Genomic DNA, 23,909 nt, shown 5'->3' with positions numbered 1-23,909 from the left:
TAATTTGATGAATAGCTTTAGCCTCAATCACTCACTAAACAATAAATTTTCTGACCGACTAGCGCTTTTAGAGTAACGCCATTTTGATAAGCTCTTAATGCATAAGCAATCCCATTTCCTACACGTAGTACTAGCCAATGTTCGTTAATGGCAGCATGACGCCAACTTGTCGCATCTGTATGCAAAGGCTGCGGTGTGGTAATAGCTGCTTTAACGAGTATCATATAAGAGGAAAAAAGTAAGGCAGCGGTGCGAGCTTTAACTTTAGAAATAAGACCTTGGCTTAAAGCTACATTAGGCAATAGCGCACTAATCAGGGCACGCACGGCACGATGATCTTAGGCAGTATTGTTCCCTCAGCAGATTAATAAAGCCTACCAGTCTTAAGACCGATCAAGAATTGCTCATTTTCTTTAAGTTCAGGACGTATTTGTAGATGGCAGCAAGGGCATTTGCTCGTCACTCGATCGATTTGATGCACCAAAGGTTTAATTTCAGGAAGCTCGATCTGCTGCCGTGCAAGAAACTTATCAGTTGCATGCATAGCAGCGTGGCAGTATGGACAAACTTTTATACTACAAACCTCTTGCGAGGTAACTGCGCTAGCAGGTAATAACTTACGGCGAGCACCAGGGTGATAAGGTCGATTTTCTACTTTAGCTAATAATGAACGATTAGCTTTTTGATCCGTCGACGGTGGCTGGGAACTATTCTTAGAATTTTGATTAAGCAGCTCTTCCAAATGAGCAATACGCGCTTCAAGCTAGCTGATTACCTTTTCCAATCTATTCACCAGGGTTTTTAATTGTACATTTTCAGCTCGAAGCTGGGCATTTTCAGCTCTTAGCTCTGCATTCTCATTAAATAGCTGCTCGTATGAAGGTTGCATAGTACTTAATATATGATTAAGTAAATATAAACCCTAGAAATTGTTTTATTTATCACAAAGTAATTGATACCTCCCCTGACCGCTTACCAGGCAAGACTGACTTAAGCTAATCGCGATAAAGATTTGATAGAAAGAGAGGGTTCGGGCTTTCTAACTTCCCCTCAGGATGCTTTAAAGCATTTTATTAAGAAAAAGCCTGATAAGGCAGATCGGCTTAAAGTATTTTTAATTGCATGGCACAGCTACTATGCCTTAATGTAAGGCAAAATCTACTTTGCATTGTTTTATCCCTTTCAAGAATGCTTGATTAATTTCTTTATCACTTAAGCAATAATCGGCTTGCAAGGGCTAAATATATTTGCAAATAGATAGAAACATGATGCCACTAGACTTTCGTTTGCTTTTTTTCCTGTAGCCATGGCTCATCCTTTCTAACCTAACTGCTAGTAAAAGCAGCTGGCGAAAGTGGATAGAGAGCAAAAGTGTAAGCTAAAAGCAGAGCAAAATAAGGCGCCAAAGTTTAGCCACCGCTTAAGAAAGAAGAGGAAGAATGTTTTTTGAAAGCAAAGTTAGTCATAACCAAAGGGACAAAGCTTTAGCTGAAAGAGCTTTAAGGTAAAGCTTAAGTAAGCAAGCCTATATAAAAAAGGGAAAGCTAAAATATTAATATTCCTTACAAAAAATGCACATGCTATCCAGGTTCTTACTAGAGAAATCCAACAACTTTCTTCCTGCATATCCTAGATAGCTTTCGTTAGAAGAATTCTTTAAGGAAAAAATTTGGCGTTTAATAGGAGATGGTTAATGTTTCAAGGCGATGGCGGCAAAGCAAAGAAGGCTTTTAAAGAAAAATTTAATCTAAGAAAACTTTAAAAAATCAAATGTTTGAATGTGTAACAAATTATTTACTAATTAATCGTATGTTTGCATGTTAATAATGATTAATATACATTCAAGCAAAATTATTACAAATATAAAATATCTAATCTCTTCTAATAATAAGAAAACTTTTTCATTTTATTATTATTAACGCTGCAATTAGGATTGCAAAAAAAAATGTAGTGGGTTATCTTCCCTTGTATTATCACTTTTATTTAAAGCTTTTATGATTTTACAGCTTGCCTACTATGGAGATCCTATTCTTCGTAAGAAAACGGAGACTATTAAAGAATTTAATTCTGATTTGCGTCAGCTTGCAGCCAATATGCTAGAAACGATGTATGCAGAAAAAGGCATCGGCTTGGCAGGTCCTCAAGTCCATCAATCTATTGCTATATTTGTTACCTGTGTACCTACCTATATGAATGATGAGACTACCCTTCCTGGCGTGGAAAGAATTTTTATTAATCCTAAAATTCTTTCCTATAGTGAAGAAAGTGACACCCTACCAGAAGGCTGCCTTTCCATCCCTAAAGTTTCAGGGTTAGTTACACGCCCTTTAAAAATTGTGGTCCAAGCGATGGACTTAGATGCCAAAACATTTACCGAAGAATTCGTAGGCTATGAAGCTCGCTGCATCTTACACGAAAATGACCATCTTAATGGAAAATTATTTATTGATCGTATAGCAAGCCGATCGGACCGTCAGAATATAGAATCTAAACTTCGAGAAATTAAAAAGAAATACTCTTTTAAAAGTTAAAGCTCTAAATATTTTAGTTGTTTTTCAAGAGGCAGTATTTTATAAAATTACTCACCCTTAAGGCATTATCATAAATGGTAGAAGGTTGTTCATAGGAAGTTAAAAACTGATCTCTTCTCTTTTATTAAAACTTTGCAAAAAGGCAAAAATTTAGCTCTTTATTGAATAAGCAATTTTATAAAGATTAGGCTTTCCTTCTTCTCCTGAAACACTCATAAATGTAGTTTTTTCGGGGTAAGCCCTTTGCAAAAACTTGTTAAAACTAATAAAGTCAGGAGTAAAAATGTTTCCCTCCCATACTACACATGGCGGAATGGATACAACCCATCATCCAGCCTTGCTTGATAACAAGCCCCCTTTTCAAGCTCAGCTAAATTTTAAAATTTTATCGCTTACTCCTATCATAGGCACATTCGTTACCAAATACATCCTCAAGACCATTGACAAGGAACTTCAAGAAGTAAATCTAGATAATAATTTACGTAGAAATTCTCTTTATGATTTACGTATTTATTACAGCAAGATTGAACAATATCATGATTCTAGCCTTATTTCAAACCTAGTAAGCTTAGTAGCCATTGTTGCTCTCGTCACTTTAGTCGCCTCCAAGATTATTTTCATTGCAGCTACTTGCCTAGTGGCAGGAACAGTTTTCGGCGTCCTTATGGCTGCCACCTTGCGGCAAGTTAAATGGATTGATCAGTCGATAAAGCAGATTAATCAAGAAACATGAAAGCCCGAATAACGTTTATAAACGTTATTCGTTAAGCTTTTTATGGTTATGAGGATTCGGTATTTTCTAGGGTAAATGGCATGCTTTGCGCTTGATTAGCACGGCCTATAGCATTAGTCCATAAGGAGAGAATAATACAAGCAGCAAAAAAGATTACTGCTAGCCAAGCGGTAAATTTTTTCAAAACGTCAGCGGTAGATGTTCCAAATAACGACTCGCTTGCTTCTCCCCCAAAAGAGGCTCCTAACCCTGAGCTTTTACTTTCTTGGATCAAAATGACAAAGCACAATAAAGCACATAGCATCATGAAAAAAACCATAGTGGTGTAATATAAAAATGTCATTTAGTAATCCCTTCTTCATAAATAGAGTTAAAACAATTAATAATTTGAGCAAAATCTTTTGATGAAAGAGAAGCTCCTCCTACAAGTAAACCATCAATATCGGGCTGTTCTAAAAATTTTTTTGCATTTTCTGGTTTCACAGCTCCCCCGTACTGAATAATAATCTGTTCAGCAGCTTTTTCATCCCAGCCTTCATTTATTAATTGACGGCAAAATGCGTGCGCATCCTGGGCCGTTTCAGCTCCTGCTGGTTGAGGCATGCCTATAGCCCATATAGGCTCGTAGGCAATAATAATATGCCTGAGCTGCTCTACTGAAATATCCGCCAGCCCCTCTTTAAGCTGCCTAGCCAATACTTCATGAGTCTGTTGCGCTTCTCTCTCTTTTTTTGATTCACCCACGCAAAAAATCACTTGTAAATTATCCTCTAAAGCCCTTTTAATCTTTTTATTAATAAGATCATCTGTTTCATAGAAAAGGCGTCGCCGTTCGGAGTGACCTATAATCACAAATTCTGCCCCTGCATCTTTTAGCATTTTCCCGGCAATTTCTCCGGTAAAAGCCCCTTCAGATGCATCATTTATATTTTGGGCTCCCACAACTAAAACAGTATCTTTTGCTGCTTCTGAAGTAGCTTTAATAGCAGTAAAAGGTACCGCTAAATAAATTTGAGCTTGAGGGGTATTAATTAATGATACTAGCTCTGGAACAAAAGCTGTAGCCTCCTCAATTGTTTTATACATTTTCCAATTGCCAGCGATGACTACGGGACGGCTTGCGGACGTCATGAAAATTCCTTTTTTAAAAGTGATATTATCATTTTTTCTACCTAAAAAGCAAGCCATGCCTACGAATGTTTTGCTTCAGCCAAGAGGAATGCTGTAAAGTACACAATTTAAGGAAAATGAATAATTATATCCTTTATTTTAACGCAAATCTCTTTAACTTAAGGAGGTTTATAAGTTCCTTTTTTTGCTCTTAAAGGCGCTTTTCTTTTTCTAGCAAATCCAGCATTTTATAGCCAAACTGTGAAGAGAGAGATAAAAATTACTTAGCCTCTCTTTTCTCTTAAATACGAACTTCTTTATACTCTATATTACCTTAGAAAAAATAGGATATAAATTTCATTTTATGCATCTTCCAGCCTCAGAACCAGTAGTTTTATCTGTCACTCAATTGACTCAGGCAATCAAACTGTCTTTAGAAGGAACTTTCCCCAATGTATGGTTACAAGGAGAAATTAGTAATTGTAAACCTCATTCTTCTGGGCATGTATATTTCTCTCTTAAGGATGCCCATGCGCAGATCAGCGCTATCATCTGGCGACAAGAAGCGGCTTTATTGCGATCCCCTCCTAAAGATGGTATGCAAGTTTTAGTGAGGGGGGCAATTAATGTCTATCCTACACGAGGAAATTATCAGATTGTGATCTATGAGATGAAGCCAGTAGGTCTGGGGGAGTTGCTAATAAAGCTAGAAGAACTAAAACAAAAAATTCACCAACTTGGATGGTTTAGAAAAGAGCATAAGAAGCCCCTTCCTCGCATGCCTAACCGTATAGGTGTAATTACTAGTCCTACAGGAGCAGCTATCCAAGATATTTTAAACATTTTAACAAGACGTTCGGGAGGACTTAACCTTCTTATTAATCCAGTGCGAGTTCAAGGCTTAGAAGCGGCACAGGAAATCGCCCAAGCGATCCATTTTTTTAACGAACATGATTTAGTAGATGTAATAATTGTAGGCCGAGGGGGAGGGAGTATTGAAGATTTATGGTGCTTTAACCAAGAAATTGTGGCGGAGGCAATTTTTTATAGCCGTATCCCCATTATTTCTGCAGTAGGCCACGAAACAGATCATTGCATTGCAGATTATGTTGCTGATGTTCGAGCTCCTACTCCTTCTGCAGCTGCAGAAATCGTAATTGCTGATAAACTTGAGCAACTTAAACACTTAGAACAAATAAAAAGAAGGCTTACGCAAAGCATTTCTCACAAAGTTTTCCTATCCAGGCAACGCTTAAGCGCATTTCTTAAACAGCCTATGCTCTCTTCGCCTTATTATCTGTTAGGGCCGTGGATCCAAAGGCTAGATGATAACCGCCAGCAGCTCGATTATCTAATCAAGCAAAAAATTTGTAGGCTGCATCTTATCTTGGATGCTTCTAATAAAAGGCTGCGAACTCTCAGACCTTCTTCTCAAATTGCATACTTGCAAGAGAAAGTAAAATATTGGGATAAAAATATTTACCATCAAATGAGGCATATTATAGATTCCAAAAAAGAGCAATTAGAAAGTATTTCAGTAGCTTTGCACCTAATCAACCCTAAAAACCTTTTAACCAAAGGTTATTCTATTCTCTTTTCTGAAAAGGATAATTCAGTTATAACTTCCGTAACTAACATCCATAAGAATCAAGACCTTCGGATATATTTGTCAGATGGGGAAGTTCTTTCAACTGTAAAGGAAATTAAAGCCAGTGAATGAAAAAGAACTTAGTTTTGAAGCTGCTTTTGTACGGCTGGAAGAAATTTTAGAAAAAATGAATTCAGGGGCGATTAGCTTAGATGAATCATTAAAGCTATATGAAGAAGCTGATAGGCTTATTTCTAGCTGCCAAAAAAGGCTACTAGAAGCAGAGCGCAAAATTGAAATATTAGTGAAAAATCGTAATGGTGAGGTAGTATTAGACCCAGATAAAAAGCCACTCACGCAAGAATTTAATTCATAGTAAGGAAAGAAACAATAAAATGAGCACGACTATCCTGGAGACAATTCAATCCCCCGAAGACATCAAACCACTTCCTTTAGCCGCTTTAAACACTCTTGCCGATGAGATCAGACGACGTATTATTGAGGTAATGTCGATTAATGGAGGACATCTTGCTTCTAACTTAGGAGCCATTGAACTAACTCTTGCCTTACATAAAGCTTTTTCTTCTCCTCTGGACAAATTTTTATGGGATGTAAGCCACCAGACCTACACGCACAAAATTTTAACGGGACGCAATCAACTATTCCCTACCATCCGCCAATACAAAGGGCTATGTGGCTTTAGCCATCCTAAAGAATCCCCCCATGATCATTTCTATGCAGGACATGCTGGTACAGCCCTATCCTTAGGCTTAGGCCTGGCAAAAAACCGCGATCTAACCAAGCGTTCTGAGTATATCATCCCTATTATTGGGGACGCTACCCTTACCTGCGGCTTATCTTTAGAGGCATTAAATAATATTCCTCGGGATTTAAAACGCTTTATTGTGATCTTAAATGACAATGAAATGTCCATCTCTAAAAATGTAGGCGCTATTACGCGAATTTTAAGTCGTTTACTTAGCAACCCAACTACCGATAAGATTTATCAAGAGTTAGACACTCTGGTTTCAAAAATTCCTAGCTATGGACCTTTTTTGGCCAAACAGGGTCATAAAATTACTGAATCAATGAAAAATTTGGTAAGTCCTGCGGCTTTCTTTGAGCATTACGGCCTTTCTTATATCGGTCCCATTGATGGCCATGACATCAAAAAAATGGTAGAAATTTTTGAAGAAATTAAAGATGCCAAATGGCCTGTCCTTCTCCATATATTAACTAATAAAGGGCAAGGCATGGAAGAAGCCGTTAAAAATCCCATTTCTTATCATGGAGCACGACCCTTCAACCCAGGAACCGGTAAATTTTTACCAGCATTAACAGCCAAACTTACTTTTCCAAAAATTTTTGGAAGCCATCTTTTAAAGATGGCCGAAAACGATCCCAGTGTAGTTGCCGTTACACCTGCAATGTCTGCAGGTTCATGTTTAGAAGACTTTATGAAAAAGTTTCCTGAACGCTGTTATGATGTCGGAATTGCTGAATCTCATGCAATTACTTATTGTGGAGGCTTGGCATATGGTCGTAAAATGAAGGTATTTGCCTCTATTTATGCTACCTTTCTCCAAAGAGCTTTAGATAATGTCTTTCACGATGTATGTTTACAAGAGCTCCCTGTCATCTTTGCCATCGACAGAAGTGGAATTTCAGGCCCCGATGGAGCGACTCATCATGGAATTTATGATCTTTCATTTTTAAATGCTATGCCCAATATGATCATCAGCCAGCCTCGTGATGGCCATATGCTACGCGAGCTGATGGAATCAGCACCTACATGGGGCCATCCAGCTGCGATACGTTACCCTAATATGATGACAGAAGATAGAGAAGAACCTTTAAATTATCGCTTTCCCGGAAAAGGAGAAATTTTAGCCGAAGGCGAAGAGATATTAATTATTTCTTTAGGCCATATGAATACTATAGCCTTTCAAGTACGTGAGATTCTTCAGCAACAAGGCTATCATCCTACTATTATGGACCCCATTTTCGTAAAGCCTTTAGATGCAGACCTTATTTGTAAGATGCTGATGTCTCATCAAAAAATTGTCACTTTAGAGGAACATTCGGTCGCTTCTGGAATGGGTAGTATTATCAATCATTTCTTGCTTTCTAAAGGCTATACAAACATTCAAGTATTAAATTTTGGTATCCCAGAACTTTTTCTTGATCAAGGGAGCCATGCAGAGATTATTCAGGAAATTGGTTTAAGCGCACTCCAAATTGCTCATCGTATTCTCTTACATTTTTCCTTGCAAAAAACTCAGCAAGCTCACGCTTAAGGTATATACATGCATATTGCGCTTTTTCCTAACATGATAAAAAAAACATCTGGGGAAATTGCTCAACAAATTGCTGCTTTCCTTAAAAAAAGAAACGCACATGTTTATGCAGAAGATGAGGTAGCTGATGAAATTGATGCAGCATACCTATCAAGCATTTCTCCTGATAAAATCGATTATATTATTTCTTTAGGCGGTGATGGAACCATTCTTCGTGTGATTCAACGTCATCCCGAACTAACAGCTCCTTTAATGGCCATCAATTTTGGTGGCTTAGGATTTATGGCCGACATACCTATTCAGGAAACTTATCAAAGTCTTGAGAATCTTTTAGCAGATAAAATTGTTATAAGTGAACGTATGATGATGGCTGGGAAAACAGAGGATAATCGAACGTGCTATGCTGTTAATGATATTATTTTCCACCGGGCTGAAAATCCTTCCCTGATCGAAATTTCAATTTTCGTCGATGATATTTATTTAAATACCTATTGTGCCGATGGAATTATTGTGGCTACACCTAGTGGCTCTACAGCTTACTCAATGGCCGCAGGAGGTCCTATTTTAACTCCTAACTTAAAAGCTTTTGTCATTACTCCTATCTGTCCTCACACGACCTCCAATCGCCCTATTGTTCTTCTGCCCTCTCATCAAATCCGTATTGAATACATAAGCAAACTCAAGCCTATTGAAGTTACCTATGATGGATTTTCTAGCTTCCAAATGAAAACAGGGGAAAAATTTTATTTAAGCTGTGCTCAAAAAAAGTTTCGCTTGGTTAATATGCTCCATCATGATTTTTACTCTACACTTCGCTCTAAGCTAGGTTGGTCAGGAAAATTGAAGGCGGATGAAATATGAATACCCATAAAAAAACCCTCCAATTTCCTAATTATTTTCCTTCTTTTATAATTTTTTAATATGTCTATATTGGCTCTTCAAGCATAATAGCCATCAAGAAAGCGTCTTCTTTAAGACACTATCTTTGAATCTTAACAAGGCTTTTATTAAAATTAGTTTCAAGCTAAAAAAATTTAAACGTTTGTTTTTAAGGGAATTATGAAAATTTCATTCCAAAAAACTGATGAAATTAAAAATTCTAGTGGAAAGTTTATTAGCTAATGCGTATCTAAAAAGGGTAAATCCTTTTTTTTTGAAGTATACAAATTGTAGTACGGAAATGAATGAGACCAAAAATTACCTAATCAATAATGATCGTGCAGAGTAAATTAAATTTAAACCCAAGGAGTTAGTATGAAACAAGCTATAAAATTCTTTTCATCAGTGGCCTTATTTTTAAGTGTAATTGCATTAACAGGCTGCTGTGGAAATCGTGCTGGCTATGAGCCATGTGCAAAGCCTTGCTCTCCCCAGCCCTACTATACCAAGCCTTATGTTAAAAATGCTCCAAGGCCATGTGCTCCAGCACCAGTCTGTGACCCTGTTTGCTATTAAGAAATTAAGTAAAAAAGTTAAGCATTTTCTTAATTGAAATTAATGACTATTGAAACAAAACAGAAGGAAAAAAAATGAAAAAAACCTTTAACTTATTATCTTTAGCAATAGTTGCCACAGCATTGACTGGCTGTGGTTGCGGCTGGTGGACTAACAGCGAAACTGGCACTTCATGCGCTCCAAGAGCCTGTGAGCCTCGTCAAGCACCTTCCCCCTATATTTGGGAGAATACTACCAGTAGTGATACAACCTATTATTAGTTATAATCCCGACAGCATTAAAGCTGTCGGGACCTAATGGCTGTCACAATAATTGCCCCTTTTAATGGCTTAGGCATTCACTTAAGCTAAAAAAAAGGGCGATTAAACTAAACGACATATAAACATGTTAAATGCAGAGATAAACAAGGAAAAGCAGGATCGAAAGAACCTTAATATATTTTGAGCCAGTCGAAGCCATCATTAGATTAAGGTTTGAGATTAAATGATAAGCTCTTAGATTCATGATAACTTATCGCTGAAATTCACGAACATTCTCTCTACAATAAAAAATAGTGAAGGTTTTGTTCAATCGTGTTATATACATCTACTGTAGAAACGAGATTAGACCAACATTTAAGTTATTTAATCTACTATGACCAAAAACAAACGAAAGGAGTCATCAATGAAGAAACAACTAGGAATAATAGCCTCGTTGCTTTTTTTGTGCACTACCGCACTCATGTGGGTAGGTTGCGCTGATAACAGAACCAGCAATTCAGCCCCTGTTTATGAACAGCCAGCACCTATTTATCAAACAAACCAAGCATCTGAGGGAGTCACTTCAACTTCACCAGTTGCTGCAGCAAAAGCATTTTTCGCATCAAAATTCTCTAGCAAGCAAGCTAGTTCTGATGCTCAATACGAGCCAGATTGCAAACCTCCAGCTGGTTGCAAGCATCCTTCTGGAAGTGAACTTGTCTGTAAAGACGGTCTGATTGTTACTGCTCGTAATCCAAGAATATGCATGCTAAATGATCAATATCCTTTAGAATTTGACGTTAAAGCTTGTGATGATCTTTGTGAAGCGAATGTAACAACTACCCTACCAGATGGCGTAACATACATTAGAAGCCAGCCTGAAGGACGCGTGGATGGACGTAAAGTATCATGGAATTTTGGTTCCATGAGCAAAGGTGAATGCCGTCCAGCAAAAATATGGCTAAAGTGTGATATCGAAGGTGAACTTTGCGCCTGCTTCTGTGCTACAGCAGTCCCTGTTCGTTTTTGTTCCATACTTTGTGCTAAACCAGTTCTTACTTGCAAAAAAACTGGACCTGAGCAAGTAGCTCCAGGTGAACCTGTTGAATATGCAATTACTGTAACAAACCATGGAAGCTGCGCAGCAGAAGATGTGGTGGTCACAGATAATCTACCAGAAGGTGTAGAACATGTAAGCTGCCAAAAAACTTTAGTCTATAAGCTTGGCTCTTTAGAACCTTGCCAATCTAAGACTGTTAACATCTGCACTACAGCTGTTAAGCGTGGCAAGTTCACCAACACTGCCGTTGTGACCGCCTGCAATGCTGATTCTGTATCTTGCGAATCAACAGTATGCATTTCTTGCTGTCAAATGGAGTGCACAAAAGTAGGACCAAAAGAGCAACAAATCGGCAAAAATGCTGATTACCAAATTATAGTCATGAACACAGGTGACCTACCTTTGACAGATGTGGTAATCGTTGATCATGCTCCTCCTTCAACATCGATTGTAACTGCTAATGGAGCAACAATTAGCGGTAATACAGCGACCTGGAGATTAAGAGAAATGAAGCCAGGTGAAAAAGTATCTTTCAACACTACGCTTACCACCTGCGTAGCGGGATGCTTTACTAACAAGGTAGACGTCACAAACGCTCAAAATTGCAATGGTCATTGTGAATCGATGACTCATTGGAAAGGACGCCCTGCATTAAACGTATCAGTAGCTCAGACAGAGAACCCTATCTGTATTGATGACTCTACAGCCTACAATATTGTAGTTGTGAACCAAGGTTCAGAACCGGACAGTAATGTACAAGTTGTAGTTACCTTCCCAGAGGAAGTTCAAGCGATAGGAGTGTCTGGTGATGCTTCAGGCCAAATTTCTGGTAATACAGTTAAGTTTGCACCTGTTAAAAACGTAGCAGCTAGACAAACACTAAGATATCGTGTGGATGCCAAAGCAAAAAAATCTGGCGATGCACGCGTTAAATTTGAAGTTTCTTCAGATGCAATCAAGACACCTATCGTTCAACAAGAAAGTACGATAGTGAACTAATAAAGTAGTCTTAGGCTCTTTATGTAAAGGCTGGCTTTTGAAAAGCCAGCCTTTTTTATTCCCCTTCCTTGAAGATTTATGCGCTTTTAAAAAACTAGTTGCCAGTGTAAAAAGGGAATTAGCCTTTAAAGGTATCGCTTAATTGAAGGGGCATTAAGTTTCTCAAATATTCGATTTCCTAAGAAGCTGCCCAAGAGCATCTCCTTGTTCTTTTAAATTTCTTTTTATTCCAACCTTTACAAGTTAAAGAAAGGTGCGTTAATTTTTTTATGCCTATGCCTGATCTAAAAGATGGAGTTAACCTTAAAATTTTTATAGGATGTTCAATAACTTCTGAATTGCGTATGCATCTTAATCAAAGCTTATTATGGAAGCAAAATAAGATAGCGCCAGAGCTAAATAGTCCTTTACGAGAAATACATTTTCAGGATAAAGATTATATAGGCATTTATCCAACTACCGATAAAATATCTTTAATGGATTTAAAGAAAATAGAAAAAGAAATTTTACAATTATTGACAACTTACTGCCCTCTATTACCGGCAGAAAAAATCAGAATACTTATATTTTCACAAGTTTTTATCTCATAAAAGATTATTACGAGGACTCTACTGCATGGTGCGCCTTATTCTTGCTTCACAGTCAACACGTCGTAAAGAAATACTAAGCTATTTCAACCTGCCTTTCAAACAAGTTTCCCCATCTTTTGATGAACATAGCGTTATTTATAAACGTGACCCTATAAAATATGTTTCTTTAATAGCCGAAGGTAAAGCAAAAGCGGTAAAAGACATTTGCAATCACGAAGCAATTTTAGCAGCAGATACAATCGTATACCGCTCAGGTAAAATTTATCATAAACCCCAAACTGAGCAAGAAGCTTTTAGTATGCTCTGGGATCTAGCAGGCAAATGGCATAGTGTTTTCACAGGAGTCGTCCTCTTATACAAGGCGAATTTATACACCGGTTGGGAAGAAACCCGCGTTTTATTTAATTACCTAACAAAAGAAGATATCTACCGCTATCATCAAAAAATTCATTGGGCCGACAAAGCAGGTGGCTATGCGATACAAAGAGCGGGCAGCTTAATCGTAAATAAAATTGATGGGTGTTACTATAATGTGATGGGGCTTCCTCTTAATACCCTTCGCTCTTTGCTAAAAAAGTGTGAAATAGATCTGTGGGACTATGTACCCTAAGATAAAAATTAAGTGGTTGTATGGCTTGCTATGCTTTTTATTTCCTTATACCTCTGTAATGGCAGGTAAGGATAAAGGGTATACAGAGTATAACCACTCCCATTTATTGTTTCTTGTACGCATGGGGAATGTTTCTCAAGCCATAAAAGCTTATGAGTGTTATCACAAGCAAACTGGGAAGCATGATTTTGAGTTCCTTCAAGAAATGGCTCTTCTTTTATTAGATCAAGGTTATCGCTGTTCTGACTTGAACACCCGCCTGATGACTTTATTTGGAGCAGGCATTTGTCTCAATGAAAGAGCGCTTTATATCTTAAAAGAAGGAATAAGCAGCGGCATCCCAGAGCTGCAACTTATTAGTCTTAATTTCCTTTCTCAGTATCAAAATGATCAAGCAGATGAAAATGTACAACGCGCTTTAAACACTAAGCATCCCTTAATTCGTCTAGAAGCCGCCTATCTGCTAGCACAAAAAAAATCTCCTCGTGCCTATGCTTATGCGGAAGCATTAATGTATCGTTGGGAAGGAATTTTGGAAGAAGTATTTCCTGAATTCTTTGCCATGATTGGCACTCCTGAAGCCCTCCATATGCTATGTAAATTAATGTGTCATTCTCATGAAGAAGTGCGTTTAGCTGCCATTATTAATGCCGCTAAATATGGTTGTGATGAATTATTATATAAAATTCGTACTCTTGCCACTCATAAAGAAAAAGCACAACAAGAAGCCTCAGCATTTGCCTTAGGTCTGCTTAAAGATGAGAACTCAATTCCTACGCTCAAAAATTTATCTTGCTCGAATGTCTCCCATGTACAGCTTGCGGCCTGGAAAGCTTTATATGATCTAGGCTGTAAAGAATACAAAATACTTATAGAAAATGCAGCTAAGCAAAAAGATATCTATGCCATTTTCTTGTTAGGTGAGCTGCAGGAAAGTCAGGACTGTTTAGCTTTATTAATTAACGACCCTAATATACAGGTAAGGGTTAATGCCGCAATGGCACTGCTTTACCTTCAAGATCCCCGTTGTACAAAAGTCTTATTACAAGATATTTTAATTACCCATCCCCAAGACATGTGTTATTCCTCTGTATGTTCTCCAGGTAAAAGCCTTACAGCTTGGAGGGCAACTCCTGGCGCGCACCCACATTTTAAGGATAGCCTTTATGCTTTTGAAAGATCATTAAAGATGAGAGAAGAAGCCCTATCAAAAGCTCTTGATCTTCCGGAACAAGAGTTTTTACAGGTAGCTAAAACACTATTCGCTTGCCAGCAAAACGATCTCATCCCTCTTTTAACAGATTTACTTAAAAAATTAAATACCCCTGCAGCCATTGCTTTACTTCAAGCGCATCAACAGCAAATAGGTGCACCACTTATCCGTAATTACTGTAATCTGGCTCTCTACTCTTTAAAAGTAAAAGGCCCCTATAGGGAGAATTTGTATCGTTGGGTTACCAACAGTAAGAAAAATGAGCTCCTTCAATTTCGCCCCTTTTTACCTAGCAAATTGCGTGATTTAAAAGATAATTATCAATTAACTCTTGAAGAGCATTCACAATTATTGATCGCTTCATTCGAATCTCTTATACAAAATAAAGATGAACAAGTTGTTAATTTGTTATTAGAGGCTATGCAAGACGGAAATCCTATCAACAGGTATGCATTAGCAGGACTGCTCATGCGTGCTATTCACTAAAAGCTTTTATCTCGCATAAGCTTGGAGAATTAATTAGTAATGGTTTTTATTAATTTAATCCGAGGCCTTAGGAGCAGCAAAGGATAGAAAAAAATAAGCTAATTTTTAGTCCCTTAACTCTGGGAATGAGAACCTTGTAAACATGCCTAGTGAGACTATTGGATAAATTTTATAGGTAAGCTAAGATGGCAATAGAGTTACCCTCTTCAAAAGCTTTCTTCTTAAAAGCGCCCGTTCAACTTTTTTTCAGAATAGAAGCTTGACGGGGAAAAAACCATCTATGTGCCTAACTAACACAAGCATTTTCCTCTTAATTTAAAAGTTAAAGAAAAAGCCTATTGCACCCTCTAAGATAAATAGCTAAACTACTCCTTTATTTTCTTAGACCGGTAGATAGCATGAGCTTATCGCTAGACATTAAATATTTTATCCCTCTTTTTCTTATTCTCACGATCTCTTCTCTTTTTAGTACTTCCGTTGAAGAAATTAAAAGCCTGAATAGCAGCGTAGAGAAAGAGATTAAAGTGGATCTACGCAGCCCCGCTTTCGTCGATGGCGTATTATCTACTTCAGAAGGAGGTGTTATTACAGGCCCAAATCTACGCATCCAAGCCCGTCATATTGTTTACACCCGTAAGGTTACTAAAGAAGGGCTTGTCTTTCAGGTGACAGCCAAAGGGGACGTAGCTTTAGAGTGGGGAGAGTATTTTTTTATAGGAGAGTCTCTAGAGTATAATTTTTTAACTCAAACAGGCCTGATCTATCAGGCGCGTTCTGCCGTAGAACCCTGGTATTTTGGAGGGCGTGCGATCGAGCTTTGTGCCGATGGTTCTTACATTATTTATGATGGGTTTGTCACCACTTCAGAAAATTACCATACTGATTGGCAAGTGACAGCAGCCAAAGCACGACTTCGCGAAAAACATCTTTTTGATGCTAAAAATATTCAATTTCAATTTGTCCACCTTCCAGTTTTGTGCCTCCCTTCATTTAAAGCTAATTTAAACGCTATATTTGATAACCCTCTACGCTTTAATGTTACATGGCGCGGAGGACAAAATACCCGTCTTGAAATGCAATATGAACTATTTTCTTGGGCAGGGTTTAAAAATTTCTTGCGCCTTGACTATAGAATTAAGAGGGGCTTAGGAGGAGGCTTCTATACCCTTTATCATTCAGAAAACAATCAAGAAAATCTTGAAATGGTCAATTATATAGCAAGAGATTCATCGGTAGATCAACCAAGCCAACGCACGCGCTATAGATTTCAAGGTGCATATACTAGGCTATTTGATAAAGAAGGAGTCAGCCTTCATACTACATGGGATAAACTTAGCGATATCGATATGGCTACAGACTATATGGATAAAAATTTAGATATGGAAACGGCGGGCAAAACTCAATTGCAAGTTAAATTTCAGCAGAGTGACTCTTGGAAAGCTAACTTTTTTGCTCGAATACGAGCCAATACTTTTCAAACGATTAAGCAAGAATTACCCTCTTTGGAAATAAGCATTCGGCCTTTTTCTCTGGGCTCTACCGGAATAATATCGGAAAATTTTTGGCGCCTTTCTTATCTAGATTTTCAGTATGCTAAGCATTCCCATCATGTTTACAATTTTAACTCTACGCGTGCGCAATTTTATCATAGATTATACCGCTCATATCGAACCGGTCCTTTTACCACTACTCCTGAAGTTGGAACTTCAGCGATCTATTATGGAAGCAATCCTCATGCGCATAATCATTGGGTGGCCCTCGGGATGTTTTCTGTGGAAACAAACACTCAACTTAGGCGCCATTATTCTGGTTTCAAGCATGTTATAAAACCCTACGTAAAATATAAGTACTATACTAGACCAGGTATAAAACCCAATGAACATTACATTTTTGACATACACGATGGATGGTACCAGTTGAATATGCTTACTTGGGGAGTCGATCATAGCTTTTATTATGCTCGCCAAGGAAAAGGCTTGGACCGCTGGATGCAATGGCAACTATTTGCCCATACTTTTATTAACACTCCCACCATTCGCCGTGCAACTCCTAAAATTTACAGCCGTTTGACGTGGAACTTGCTTCCCACCTTACGTCATACTTTTACTGCAGGTTGGGATATGCAACGCCATCAATGGGATCATTTTAATTTTCGCAACGAATGGACGATTAATCGTCAGGCAGCCTTATCTTTAGAATGGAGACATCGTGGATCTTTTGCTTGGCGTAAAGCTGATCAATTAAATTTCATTTTAGATTCTTTCCATTCAGAAAAAAAGTTAAAAGACTCTCAACTTTCGGATAGAAGAGATACTTTGCTAATCCATCTATTTTATCGATGGCACCCTAACTGGGCGATAGAATTTGAATCACGGCATGGCTGGAACCGCCGCCATGAACCCAATTACAGTGAATATGAAATCGACATTTTAGCTACTGTACAAAAAGCATGGCATATTAAGTTATCTTATCAAAGGAAAGAATATGATAAGAAAGATAACCGCATAGCTCTTTATTTTAACCTTGGTTTAAGTCGGCCCAGCCATACCCCTTGTCCGACTGCTGTACCCCTATTAAATCTTTAAATTTTAAAGCCTTTCTGCTTTTAGGATTTTAAATCATCTGGTAAGATGTGTGGGCTTAAATTGAATATAGCTAGAGGCTTTTATGGAACTGCTCATTATTGGAACAGGATATGTAGGCTTGGTGTCAGGCACTTGCTTGGCTGAAATGGGTCATCATGTGACATGCCTAGATATCAATGAAAAAAAAATTCATCAGCTTAAACAAGGCTATATTCCTATTTACGAGCCTGGCTTAGAGGAAATGGTTAAAAGAAATGTGAAAGCCTCACGTTTAAAATTTTCTACTAGCTATGCTGAAGCTCTAGCCAAGAGCCAAGTGTGTTTTATCTGTGTAGATACTCCCCATCAGGAAAATGGCGAAGCTGATCTGCGTTTTGTCCATAATGTAGCCGCAGCTATTGCAGAACACATGACAGATTATCAGGTAATCGTTAACAAATCCACCGTGCCTGTAGGAACTGCTAATCTCGTCTCTAGCGTCATTGCTGCAGGCCTGCAAAGAAGGGGTGTGTCCATTGATTTTGATGTAGCCTCCAACCCGGAATTTTTAAAAGAAGGCTGTGCTATCCAGGACTTTATGAAGCCTGACAGAGTGATTATAGGAACTGATAAGACGAAGGTAGCCCAAATCATGCAAGAAATTTACAGTCCTTTCATGCTTAGTCATGAGCGGCTGATGATCATGGATATTGCTTCTGCTGAAATGACTAAATACGCTGCTAATGCTATGTTAGCTACACGCATCTCTTTCATGAATGAATTAGCTGGCTTATGCGAACATTTAGGAGCAGATATAAATAAAGTGCGTAGAGGCATTGGAGCTGATAATCGTATTGGCTACAAATTTTTATACCCTGGCCCCGGTTATGGAGGCTCCTGCCTCCCTAAAGATATTTCTGCATTACGCAAGCAAGCTGATCAAGTTAGCTATGACACACCACTTATTGATGCAGTAGCCTATGTAAATGAACAGCAAAAACAGCTAATGGGATATAAAATTATTGAATATTTTGCTAAATATTCTGGCTTAGCTAATAAAACGATTGCTATTTTAGGGTTATCTTTTAAGCCTGATACAGATGATATGCGAGAAGCCCCCTCCTTAGTATTGATTCAACAATTATTGCAACAACAAGCACACTTGCGCTTATTTGATCCGGTTGCTATGGAAAATGCTAAAAAGATCATCTCCGCTCATCCCGCTATAACCTGGTGTAATGACGAAATAGAAGCCGCTGAGGGAGTAGATGCAATTGTGTTGATGACCGAGTGGAAGCAGTTCCGCTTTTTGGATTTCGACGCTCTCCTTAAACAGATGAAAGGCAGAGTTTTTTTTGACGGCCGCAATCAATATAATCCTTTAGAAGTAGTTAAAAAGGGATTAGATTATTTAAGTATAGGTCAAAAGCCATATTACAGAGAAGAAGAGGAACATGCTTAAAAAGCTTTATTTATAAGACAGTGAATCGGCAAGAAATTAAGCCAATGAATATGAAAAACGTACAACCCAACATCCACGGCTATCTCCACGATAGATGCAAAAGCATAGAAAAACGGCTTGCTGAACTGACTGCAGGAAAAGATACGGCTTATTTTAACCTTTTAGAGGCTACCCGTTATTCCCTACTTGCTGGCGGCAAACGTATACGTCCTCTTCTGGTATTAGCTACCGCTACGGTTTTAGGAGGCTCAGAAGATTTAGCATTGGATCCAGCTTGTGCCTTAGAAATGATCCATACTTATTCTTTAATCCATGATGATCTACCCTGCATGGATAATGATGATTTTAGACGTGGAAAACCTTCGTTACATAAAGCTTTTACCGAAGGACATGCTGTTTTAACGGGTGATTATTTACTTACTTATGCTTTCGAGATTATTGCAAATGGAACCAGCCTTCAAGCTCATCAAAAAATAGAATTGGTAAATGTTATAGCCAAAAACGCGGGTGCAGAGGGAATGATTGGCGGACAAATCATGGATATCGAGTCCCAACAGAAGGCTATCGACCTTCATTTTCTACAAGATGTTCATCGACGTAAAACAGGGGCCCTCATCACTGCCTGTATTGAATGTGGGGTTATCATAGCAAATGGCAGCCCAGCAGATCGGGAAATTTTAAAATCATTTGGTCAAAAGATAGGGCTTGCTTTTCAAATCATCGATGATGTGCTAGATGTGACTTCTAACAAAAACTCAGATATAAAAAATCATAAAACTACCTACGCTACTTTATTGGGGCTATCCGAAGCTCAAGAATTAGCCTTTGAATATTATCAGGCAGCTATGGAGCAGCTGAAAAAGTTACCGTATGATACAGCTTTGCTCGTCTCTCTTGCCGATTTATTGGTCCATCGAAATTGTTGATAGATAATCGAGAACAAAGTGCTATAACAGATAACTTTAATAAAAGGGCAACCTCTCCTAGCTTTAGTAGGTAAGCGATAGACTAAGTAGCTTAATTAACGATTAGAGAAAGAGAAGAAGGTGTATTTTTCGCATCCTTTATTTTTTGTTACCCTTATCTCTTAAGCATCTGATCTATTCCCCTATCTAATAATGCCATTTTAAGAGTCTATCTCAATAAAATCCAAAAAAGGAATCGCCTTCCTGACAGCTCCTTTCTCCTAAAAAGAGATTCTTAGCAAGTATATGATTGCTTAAAAAACTGCCTAAAAGCGTATAATTATACAGCCTGATGCCAAGATTTTTTAAAGCAATATTAGGAAATAAAGCTTTTATGCCTTTTATAGGGTGGTGGAGTGAAAACTGTTATTGCTCCCAAAAATCGTAAAACTTTTACTTAAAGCGGGATGGGGGCAAAAAAGTTTATTATTTTAAAAATGATTAATATTACCTAGCTTTATTAAGTTCAAAAACTTTAACTTTTTTAAATTTTACAAACAAACAGGCAAATATCTACGATAAGTTTATTATTTTTTTTATTTGCCTAAAAATTACTTTGGATGCTATCTAAGAAATTCTAGTCGGTTAGCATTACCTATATAAAGAAAATATTTGTATAAAGATACAAAATGGTTGGCAAGCAAAAAATTATGGATAATTCCCCTCAATGGATGCAAGAATCTACAGCCCTTAGATTCTCCCCTTCTCTGGGTTTAACGGTCAAACGTAATCCAACTAAACGCTTGTTTGATATTATTTTTAGCCTTTGCGTGCTTATTATTACCTTGCCCGTGTTGGCAATAGTCGCTGTTTCCGTCTATTTTTCTTCTAAAGGTAAAATCATTTATTCTCAGGAGAGAATAGGCCGAGGTGGCAAGCCTTTTCGCTGCTATAAATTTCGAACCATGTATCCTGATGCCGATGCAAGGCTGGATGAAATTTTAGAGAGTTCCTTGGAATTAAAAAGGGAATGGGCTAATGCTCATAAACTAAAAAATGATCCACGAGTGACGCCAATAGGCAAATTTCTTAGAAAGACTTCTCTTGATGAATTTCCTCAATTTGTAAATGTTTTGAAAGGAGATCTTAGTGTGGTAGGCCCTAGGCCGGTCGTTCAATACGAAGTGGTTCGACATTTAGGGTATAAGGCTACAAAAATCTTGTCTGTACGTCCAGGCGTAACGGGTTTATGGCAAGTCTCAGGACGCAGTGACATTAGCTATGCTAATCGTATTAAACTCGATGAGCAATACATAGAATCCCAATCTTTACTTCTCGATATAAAAATCATTGCTAAAACTATCCCCATTGTATGCTTCCCCAGAGGAGCTTATTAATTTTTGGTACACTTTTTAAATATAGGATCAAAGGTAGCTAGAAAAATACTAGGATTTATAGGAAAAGAGGCTACATGGTGGCTATAACCCCAGAAAACAACCTCTTTTTTCAGAGAAAACTATAGATCTCCTCTAAGCAGCCTTTTAAAGTTTTATAAATTTTTTATGCATTTAAGTAGAAAAAATCTATTCCTTACCTTCTTTAGCGGCTTAGTACTTACCCTTGGCATGCCAGCTATAGCTCCTAGTATCCGGCTTATGTTCTTGGTGCCTTTTCTTATTGTTTCATTTTATCAAAAATCCTTCTCTCGCTGCCTGTGGTATGCATTTTTTTGTGGATTCCTCCTCGATTTACTGTCGGTACAGCCTCCTTTCGGTTTCTATGCTGGCAACTATACCCTGGGAGCTGCTGTGATTTATCCTCAAAAACGTCATTTTTTTGCCGATCATCTAAGTACGCTACCCCTCATGACCTTCCTTTTTTCCTTTACTATAACTTTCTTCCAAGTTATTTTCCTTTATATATTGGGAGCGCCTCTTTCTGTAGGCATACGATGGATAGTTTCCGATCTTTTTGTAATGCCTTTAGGCGATGCTCTTTTTGCTTTTCTATATTTTATCCTCCTTCCTTTAAGCTTAAAAAAAAAATCCCGACAAAGGTATATCTAATATGCAACAAAATCTTAACGAAAGGTTAATAAAATGTGGGGTTGACACCCTTAAACGCCATATCTTTTTGTGTAGCGACCAAGCAAATCCGCGCTGCTCTAGCTCAGATACGGCCTATGCTTCTTGGCAATATTTAAAGCAAAGGCTTCAAGAACTGAATTTGACCGGCGCAGGAGGCATCTATAGAACAAAAGTAAGCTGCTTAAGAATTTGTCAAAAAGGCCCTGTTGCTGTCATCTATCCTGATGGAATTTGGTATCATTCCTGTACCCCCGAAGTTCTAGAGATTATCCTTCAACAACATCTTATCGGTGGTAAGCCGGTAAAAGAATATATTCTTTATGATCACTCCAAAATCGCCTATAGCTCCTCTTGCTGAACAGATGCGTCCTGCATCTATCGAAGAAATCGTAGGGCAGGAACATCTGATAGGACCAGAAGGCTTTATAACAAAAATTATTTCTGCAGGCAGACCATTATCTATTATTCTTTGGGGGCCGCCTGGATGTGGGAAAACATCTATCGCCAGGCTATATGCAAAAGCTTTTAATATCCCTTTTTATTCAATGAGCGCTATCTTTAATGGCATCACTGACCTCAAAAAGCTTATAGAAGAGATAGAAAACACTCCCCTACTCCATCAAAGAGCTGTTTTATTTGTAGATGAGATTCATCGCTTTAATAAAGCTCAGCAAGATGCTTTTTTACCCTACGTGGAAAAGGGAACCATTGTTTTAATCGGGGCAACTGCAGAAAATCCCTCTTTTCATCTTAATACTGCTCTGCTTTCGCGGCTGCGGGTGTTATCGCTTCAGCCTTTAAATGAGAAATCTTTACATCATTTATTACAACGCTATGAAGCTCGAAAAAAAGTATTACCTCTTACCGACGAAGCCCGCCAGCTTTTAATTTTATCAGCTCAAGGGGATGGCCGTTTCCTCCTCAATCTAATTGAAAATCTCCAAGGTGTTAATGAAAATATTGTTTTAGATGCAGATACTTTACAAACATACTTACAGCAACGTACTGCTCGTTATGATAGGCAAGGCGATCAGCATTATCAGTTAATATCGGCTCTTCATAAAGCGGTAAGAGGCTCTGATCCTGACGCAGCTTTATACTGGTTGGCGCGTATGCTAGAGGGTAAGGAAGATCCTTTGTTTTTAGCACGCAGAATTATCAGAATGGCTAGTGAAGATATAGGATTAGCAGACCCGCAAGCTTTACCTTTATGTATCGCAGCACGCGATACTTATGAAATGTTAGGCTCTCCTGAAGGAGAGCTGGCTTTAGCTCAAGCTGTCGTTTATCTTGCTCTAGCCCCAAAAAGCAATGCTCTTTACAAAGCTTATGAAGAAGCCAAGCAATTAGCTGCGCAAACAACTCACATGGACCCCCCTCCCATTATTCTTAATGCATCGACTCCTCTAATGAAACAAATGGGATATGGAAAAGATTATATGTATGATCACGAGCTAGAACATGCTTTCTCAGGACAAAATTATTTTCCAGAAGAATTACCGCCTAGGAAATTTTACCGTCCTGTGGAGCGAGGTTTTGAACGTGAAATGAAAAAGAGGCAAAGCTATTTCGACAAGCTAAGAATTATTAAAAAAAACAAATAATCCTTTTATAATAAAGCTTCTAGGATAGCAAAGAAGTTATATACTTTTTGAGCAGCCTTTCATGCAAACTTATACGCCATGAAAATCATGCTTTTGGACAAAAAGCCAACTTTGCGAGGTTAAATCTTTTAGATTCTATAGACTTAGCTTCTTTAAAGAGCATGGCTTATGAAAACAAAGGATTGTCTCTAACTTTTCTATTTATGGTAAGCGGTCACGGGGGGTATCTCTACTTAAGGCATTAATGCTAAGGGCTTACTATAAATCAAAAAGGGCAGTAAATAGAAAAAACAGCTATTAGCGAGCATTTTTGACATTGCAGATCCCCGCAGAATCGCGTCTAAAGCTGGGCATACCCCGTGACCGCTTACTATTT

At 38.1% G+C, this 23,909-nt stretch carries 22 protein-coding genes; 17 read left to right on the top strand and 5 right to left on the bottom strand.

Going from position 1 to position 23,909, the window contains the following annotated elements:
* Positions 1–23: 23 nt before the first annotated feature.
* From TY21_RS02950 to TY21_RS11610, 3 genes are read right to left on the bottom strand one after another with little or no spacing between them, the layout of a single operon-like run.
* Positions 24–326, bottom strand: coding sequence for a hypothetical protein (locus TY21_RS02950; protein WP_042240706.1), 303 nt, complete (start codon positions 324–326; stop codon positions 24–26).
* Positions 327–364: 38 nt separating this feature from the next.
* A complete protein-coding gene (locus tag TY21_RS02945) occupies positions 365–751 on the bottom strand; it encodes a DUF6444 domain-containing protein (protein ID WP_255501529.1) in 387 nt (128 codons plus the stop codon).
* 12 nt (positions 752–763) lie between these two features.
* A complete protein-coding gene (locus tag TY21_RS11610; protein WP_255501511.1) occupies positions 764–889 on the bottom strand; it encodes a hypothetical protein in 126 nt (41 codons plus the stop codon).
* Positions 890–1,994: 1,105 nt separating this feature from the next.
* Between TY21_RS11610 and def the strand changes: the two genes are divergently transcribed.
* Together def and TY21_RS02935 are read left to right on the top strand one after the other, a co-directional pair.
* Entirely contained in the window at positions 1,995–2,531 is a 537-nt protein-coding gene (gene def, locus TY21_RS02940) for a peptide deformylase (RefSeq protein ID WP_042240700.1), read from the top strand.
* A 283-nt stretch (positions 2,532–2,814) separates the two neighbouring features.
* Positions 2,815–3,264: a DUF423 domain-containing protein gene (locus TY21_RS02935; RefSeq protein WP_042240697.1), complete on the top strand. Its 450-nt coding sequence runs from the start codon at positions 2,815–2,817 to the stop codon at positions 3,262–3,264.
* Between the two features lie 46 nt (positions 3,265–3,310).
* Here TY21_RS02935 and secG read toward each other — a convergent pair whose 3' ends face one another.
* Positions 3,311–3,607 carry a preprotein translocase subunit SecG gene (gene secG, locus TY21_RS02930; RefSeq protein ID WP_042240694.1) on the bottom strand — a complete coding sequence of 99 codons (297 nt, stop codon included), beginning with the start codon at positions 3,605–3,607 and terminating at the stop codon, positions 3,311–3,313.
* Positions 3,604–4,395 (bottom strand): triose-phosphate isomerase, encoded by a 792-nt coding sequence (tpiA, locus tag TY21_RS02925; RefSeq protein ID WP_042240740.1) that lies wholly within the window; start codon positions 4,393–4,395, stop codon positions 3,604–3,606. Before tpiA ends, secG begins: the two co-directional genes overlap by 4 nt.
* 343 nt (positions 4,396–4,738) lie before the next feature.
* On the opposite strand from tpiA, the gene xseA reads away from it, so the two are divergent.
* From xseA to TY21_RS02850, 15 genes are all read left to right on the top strand, one after another.
* Entirely contained in the window at positions 4,739–6,094 is a 1,356-nt protein-coding gene (gene xseA, locus TY21_RS02920; RefSeq protein ID WP_042240691.1) for an exodeoxyribonuclease VII large subunit, read from the top strand.
* Complete coding sequence (locus TY21_RS02915; protein WP_039385194.1) at positions 6,087–6,338, top strand: exodeoxyribonuclease VII small subunit; 252 nt, start codon at positions 6,087–6,089, stop codon at positions 6,336–6,338. Before xseA ends, TY21_RS02915 begins: the two co-directional genes overlap by 8 nt.
* Before the next feature lie 19 nt (positions 6,339–6,357).
* A complete protein-coding gene (locus tag TY21_RS02910; protein ID WP_042240687.1) occupies positions 6,358–8,259 on the top strand; it encodes a 1-deoxy-D-xylulose-5-phosphate synthase in 1,902 nt (633 codons plus the stop codon).
* Positions 8,260–8,268: 9 nt separating this feature from the next.
* Positions 8,269–9,120, top strand: a complete 852-nt coding sequence (locus TY21_RS02905) for an NAD(+)/NADH kinase (protein WP_042240684.1) — start codon at positions 8,269–8,271, stop codon at positions 9,118–9,120.
* Between the two features lie 668 nt (positions 9,121–9,788).
* Positions 9,789–9,974, top strand: a complete 186-nt coding sequence (locus TY21_RS02900; protein ID WP_042240678.1) for a hypothetical protein — start codon at positions 9,789–9,791, stop codon at positions 9,972–9,974.
* Positions 9,975–10,377: 403 nt separating this feature from the next.
* Positions 10,378–12,012, top strand: a complete 1,635-nt coding sequence (locus TY21_RS02895; RefSeq protein WP_042240675.1) for a DUF11 domain-containing protein — start codon at positions 10,378–10,380, stop codon at positions 12,010–12,012.
* Positions 12,013–12,281: 269 nt separating this feature from the next.
* On the top strand, positions 12,282–12,602 hold the full coding sequence (locus TY21_RS02890; RefSeq protein WP_042240673.1) for a hypothetical protein: 321 nt from the start codon (positions 12,282–12,284) through the stop codon (positions 12,600–12,602).
* Between the two features lie 25 nt (positions 12,603–12,627).
* Positions 12,628–13,212, top strand: coding sequence for a nucleoside triphosphate pyrophosphatase (locus tag TY21_RS02885; protein ID WP_042240670.1), 585 nt, complete (start codon positions 12,628–12,630; stop codon positions 13,210–13,212).
* Between the two features lie 25 nt (positions 13,213–13,237).
* The gene (locus TY21_RS02880; protein WP_130589502.1) at positions 13,238–14,911 is read left to right on the top strand and encodes a HEAT repeat domain-containing protein; all 1,674 of its coding nucleotides are present in this window, start codon (positions 13,238–13,240) and stop codon (positions 14,909–14,911) included.
* A 398-nt stretch (positions 14,912–15,309) separates the two neighbouring features.
* The gene (locus tag TY21_RS02875; protein WP_052354506.1) at positions 15,310–17,496 is read left to right on the top strand and encodes a hypothetical protein; all 2,187 of its coding nucleotides are present in this window, start codon (positions 15,310–15,312) and stop codon (positions 17,494–17,496) included.
* Positions 17,497–17,578: 82 nt separating this feature from the next.
* Positions 17,579–18,937, top strand: coding sequence for a UDP-glucose/GDP-mannose dehydrogenase family protein (locus TY21_RS02870; protein WP_042240667.1), 1,359 nt, complete (start codon positions 17,579–17,581; stop codon positions 18,935–18,937).
* A 44-nt stretch (positions 18,938–18,981) separates the two neighbouring features.
* Positions 18,982–19,863, top strand: coding sequence for a polyprenyl synthetase family protein (locus TY21_RS02865; protein WP_130589501.1), 882 nt, complete (start codon positions 18,982–18,984; stop codon positions 19,861–19,863).
* 689 nt (positions 19,864–20,552) lie between these two features.
* Entirely contained in the window at positions 20,553–21,239 is a 687-nt protein-coding gene (locus TY21_RS02860; protein WP_232044392.1) for a sugar transferase, read from the top strand.
* Between the two features lie 670 nt (positions 21,240–21,909).
* Positions 21,910–22,287 carry a ferredoxin gene (locus TY21_RS02855; protein WP_039385215.1) on the top strand — a complete coding sequence of 126 codons (378 nt, stop codon included), beginning with the start codon at positions 21,910–21,912 and terminating at the stop codon, positions 22,285–22,287.
* Positions 22,250–23,533: a replication-associated recombination protein A gene (locus TY21_RS02850; RefSeq protein ID WP_042240659.1), complete on the top strand. Its 1,284-nt coding sequence runs from the start codon at positions 22,250–22,252 to the stop codon at positions 23,531–23,533. The genes TY21_RS02855 and TY21_RS02850 overlap by 38 nt, the downstream gene beginning before the upstream one ends.
* Positions 23,534–23,909: the final 376 nt, after the last annotated feature.

Source organism: Neochlamydia sp. S13, assembly GCF_000648235.2.
Lineage (GTDB): Bacteria > Chlamydiota > Chlamydiia > Chlamydiales > Parachlamydiaceae > Neochlamydia.
The sequence above is the reverse complement of the archived record's forward strand: the minus strand, read 5'-3'. Positions and strand labels throughout refer to the sequence as shown.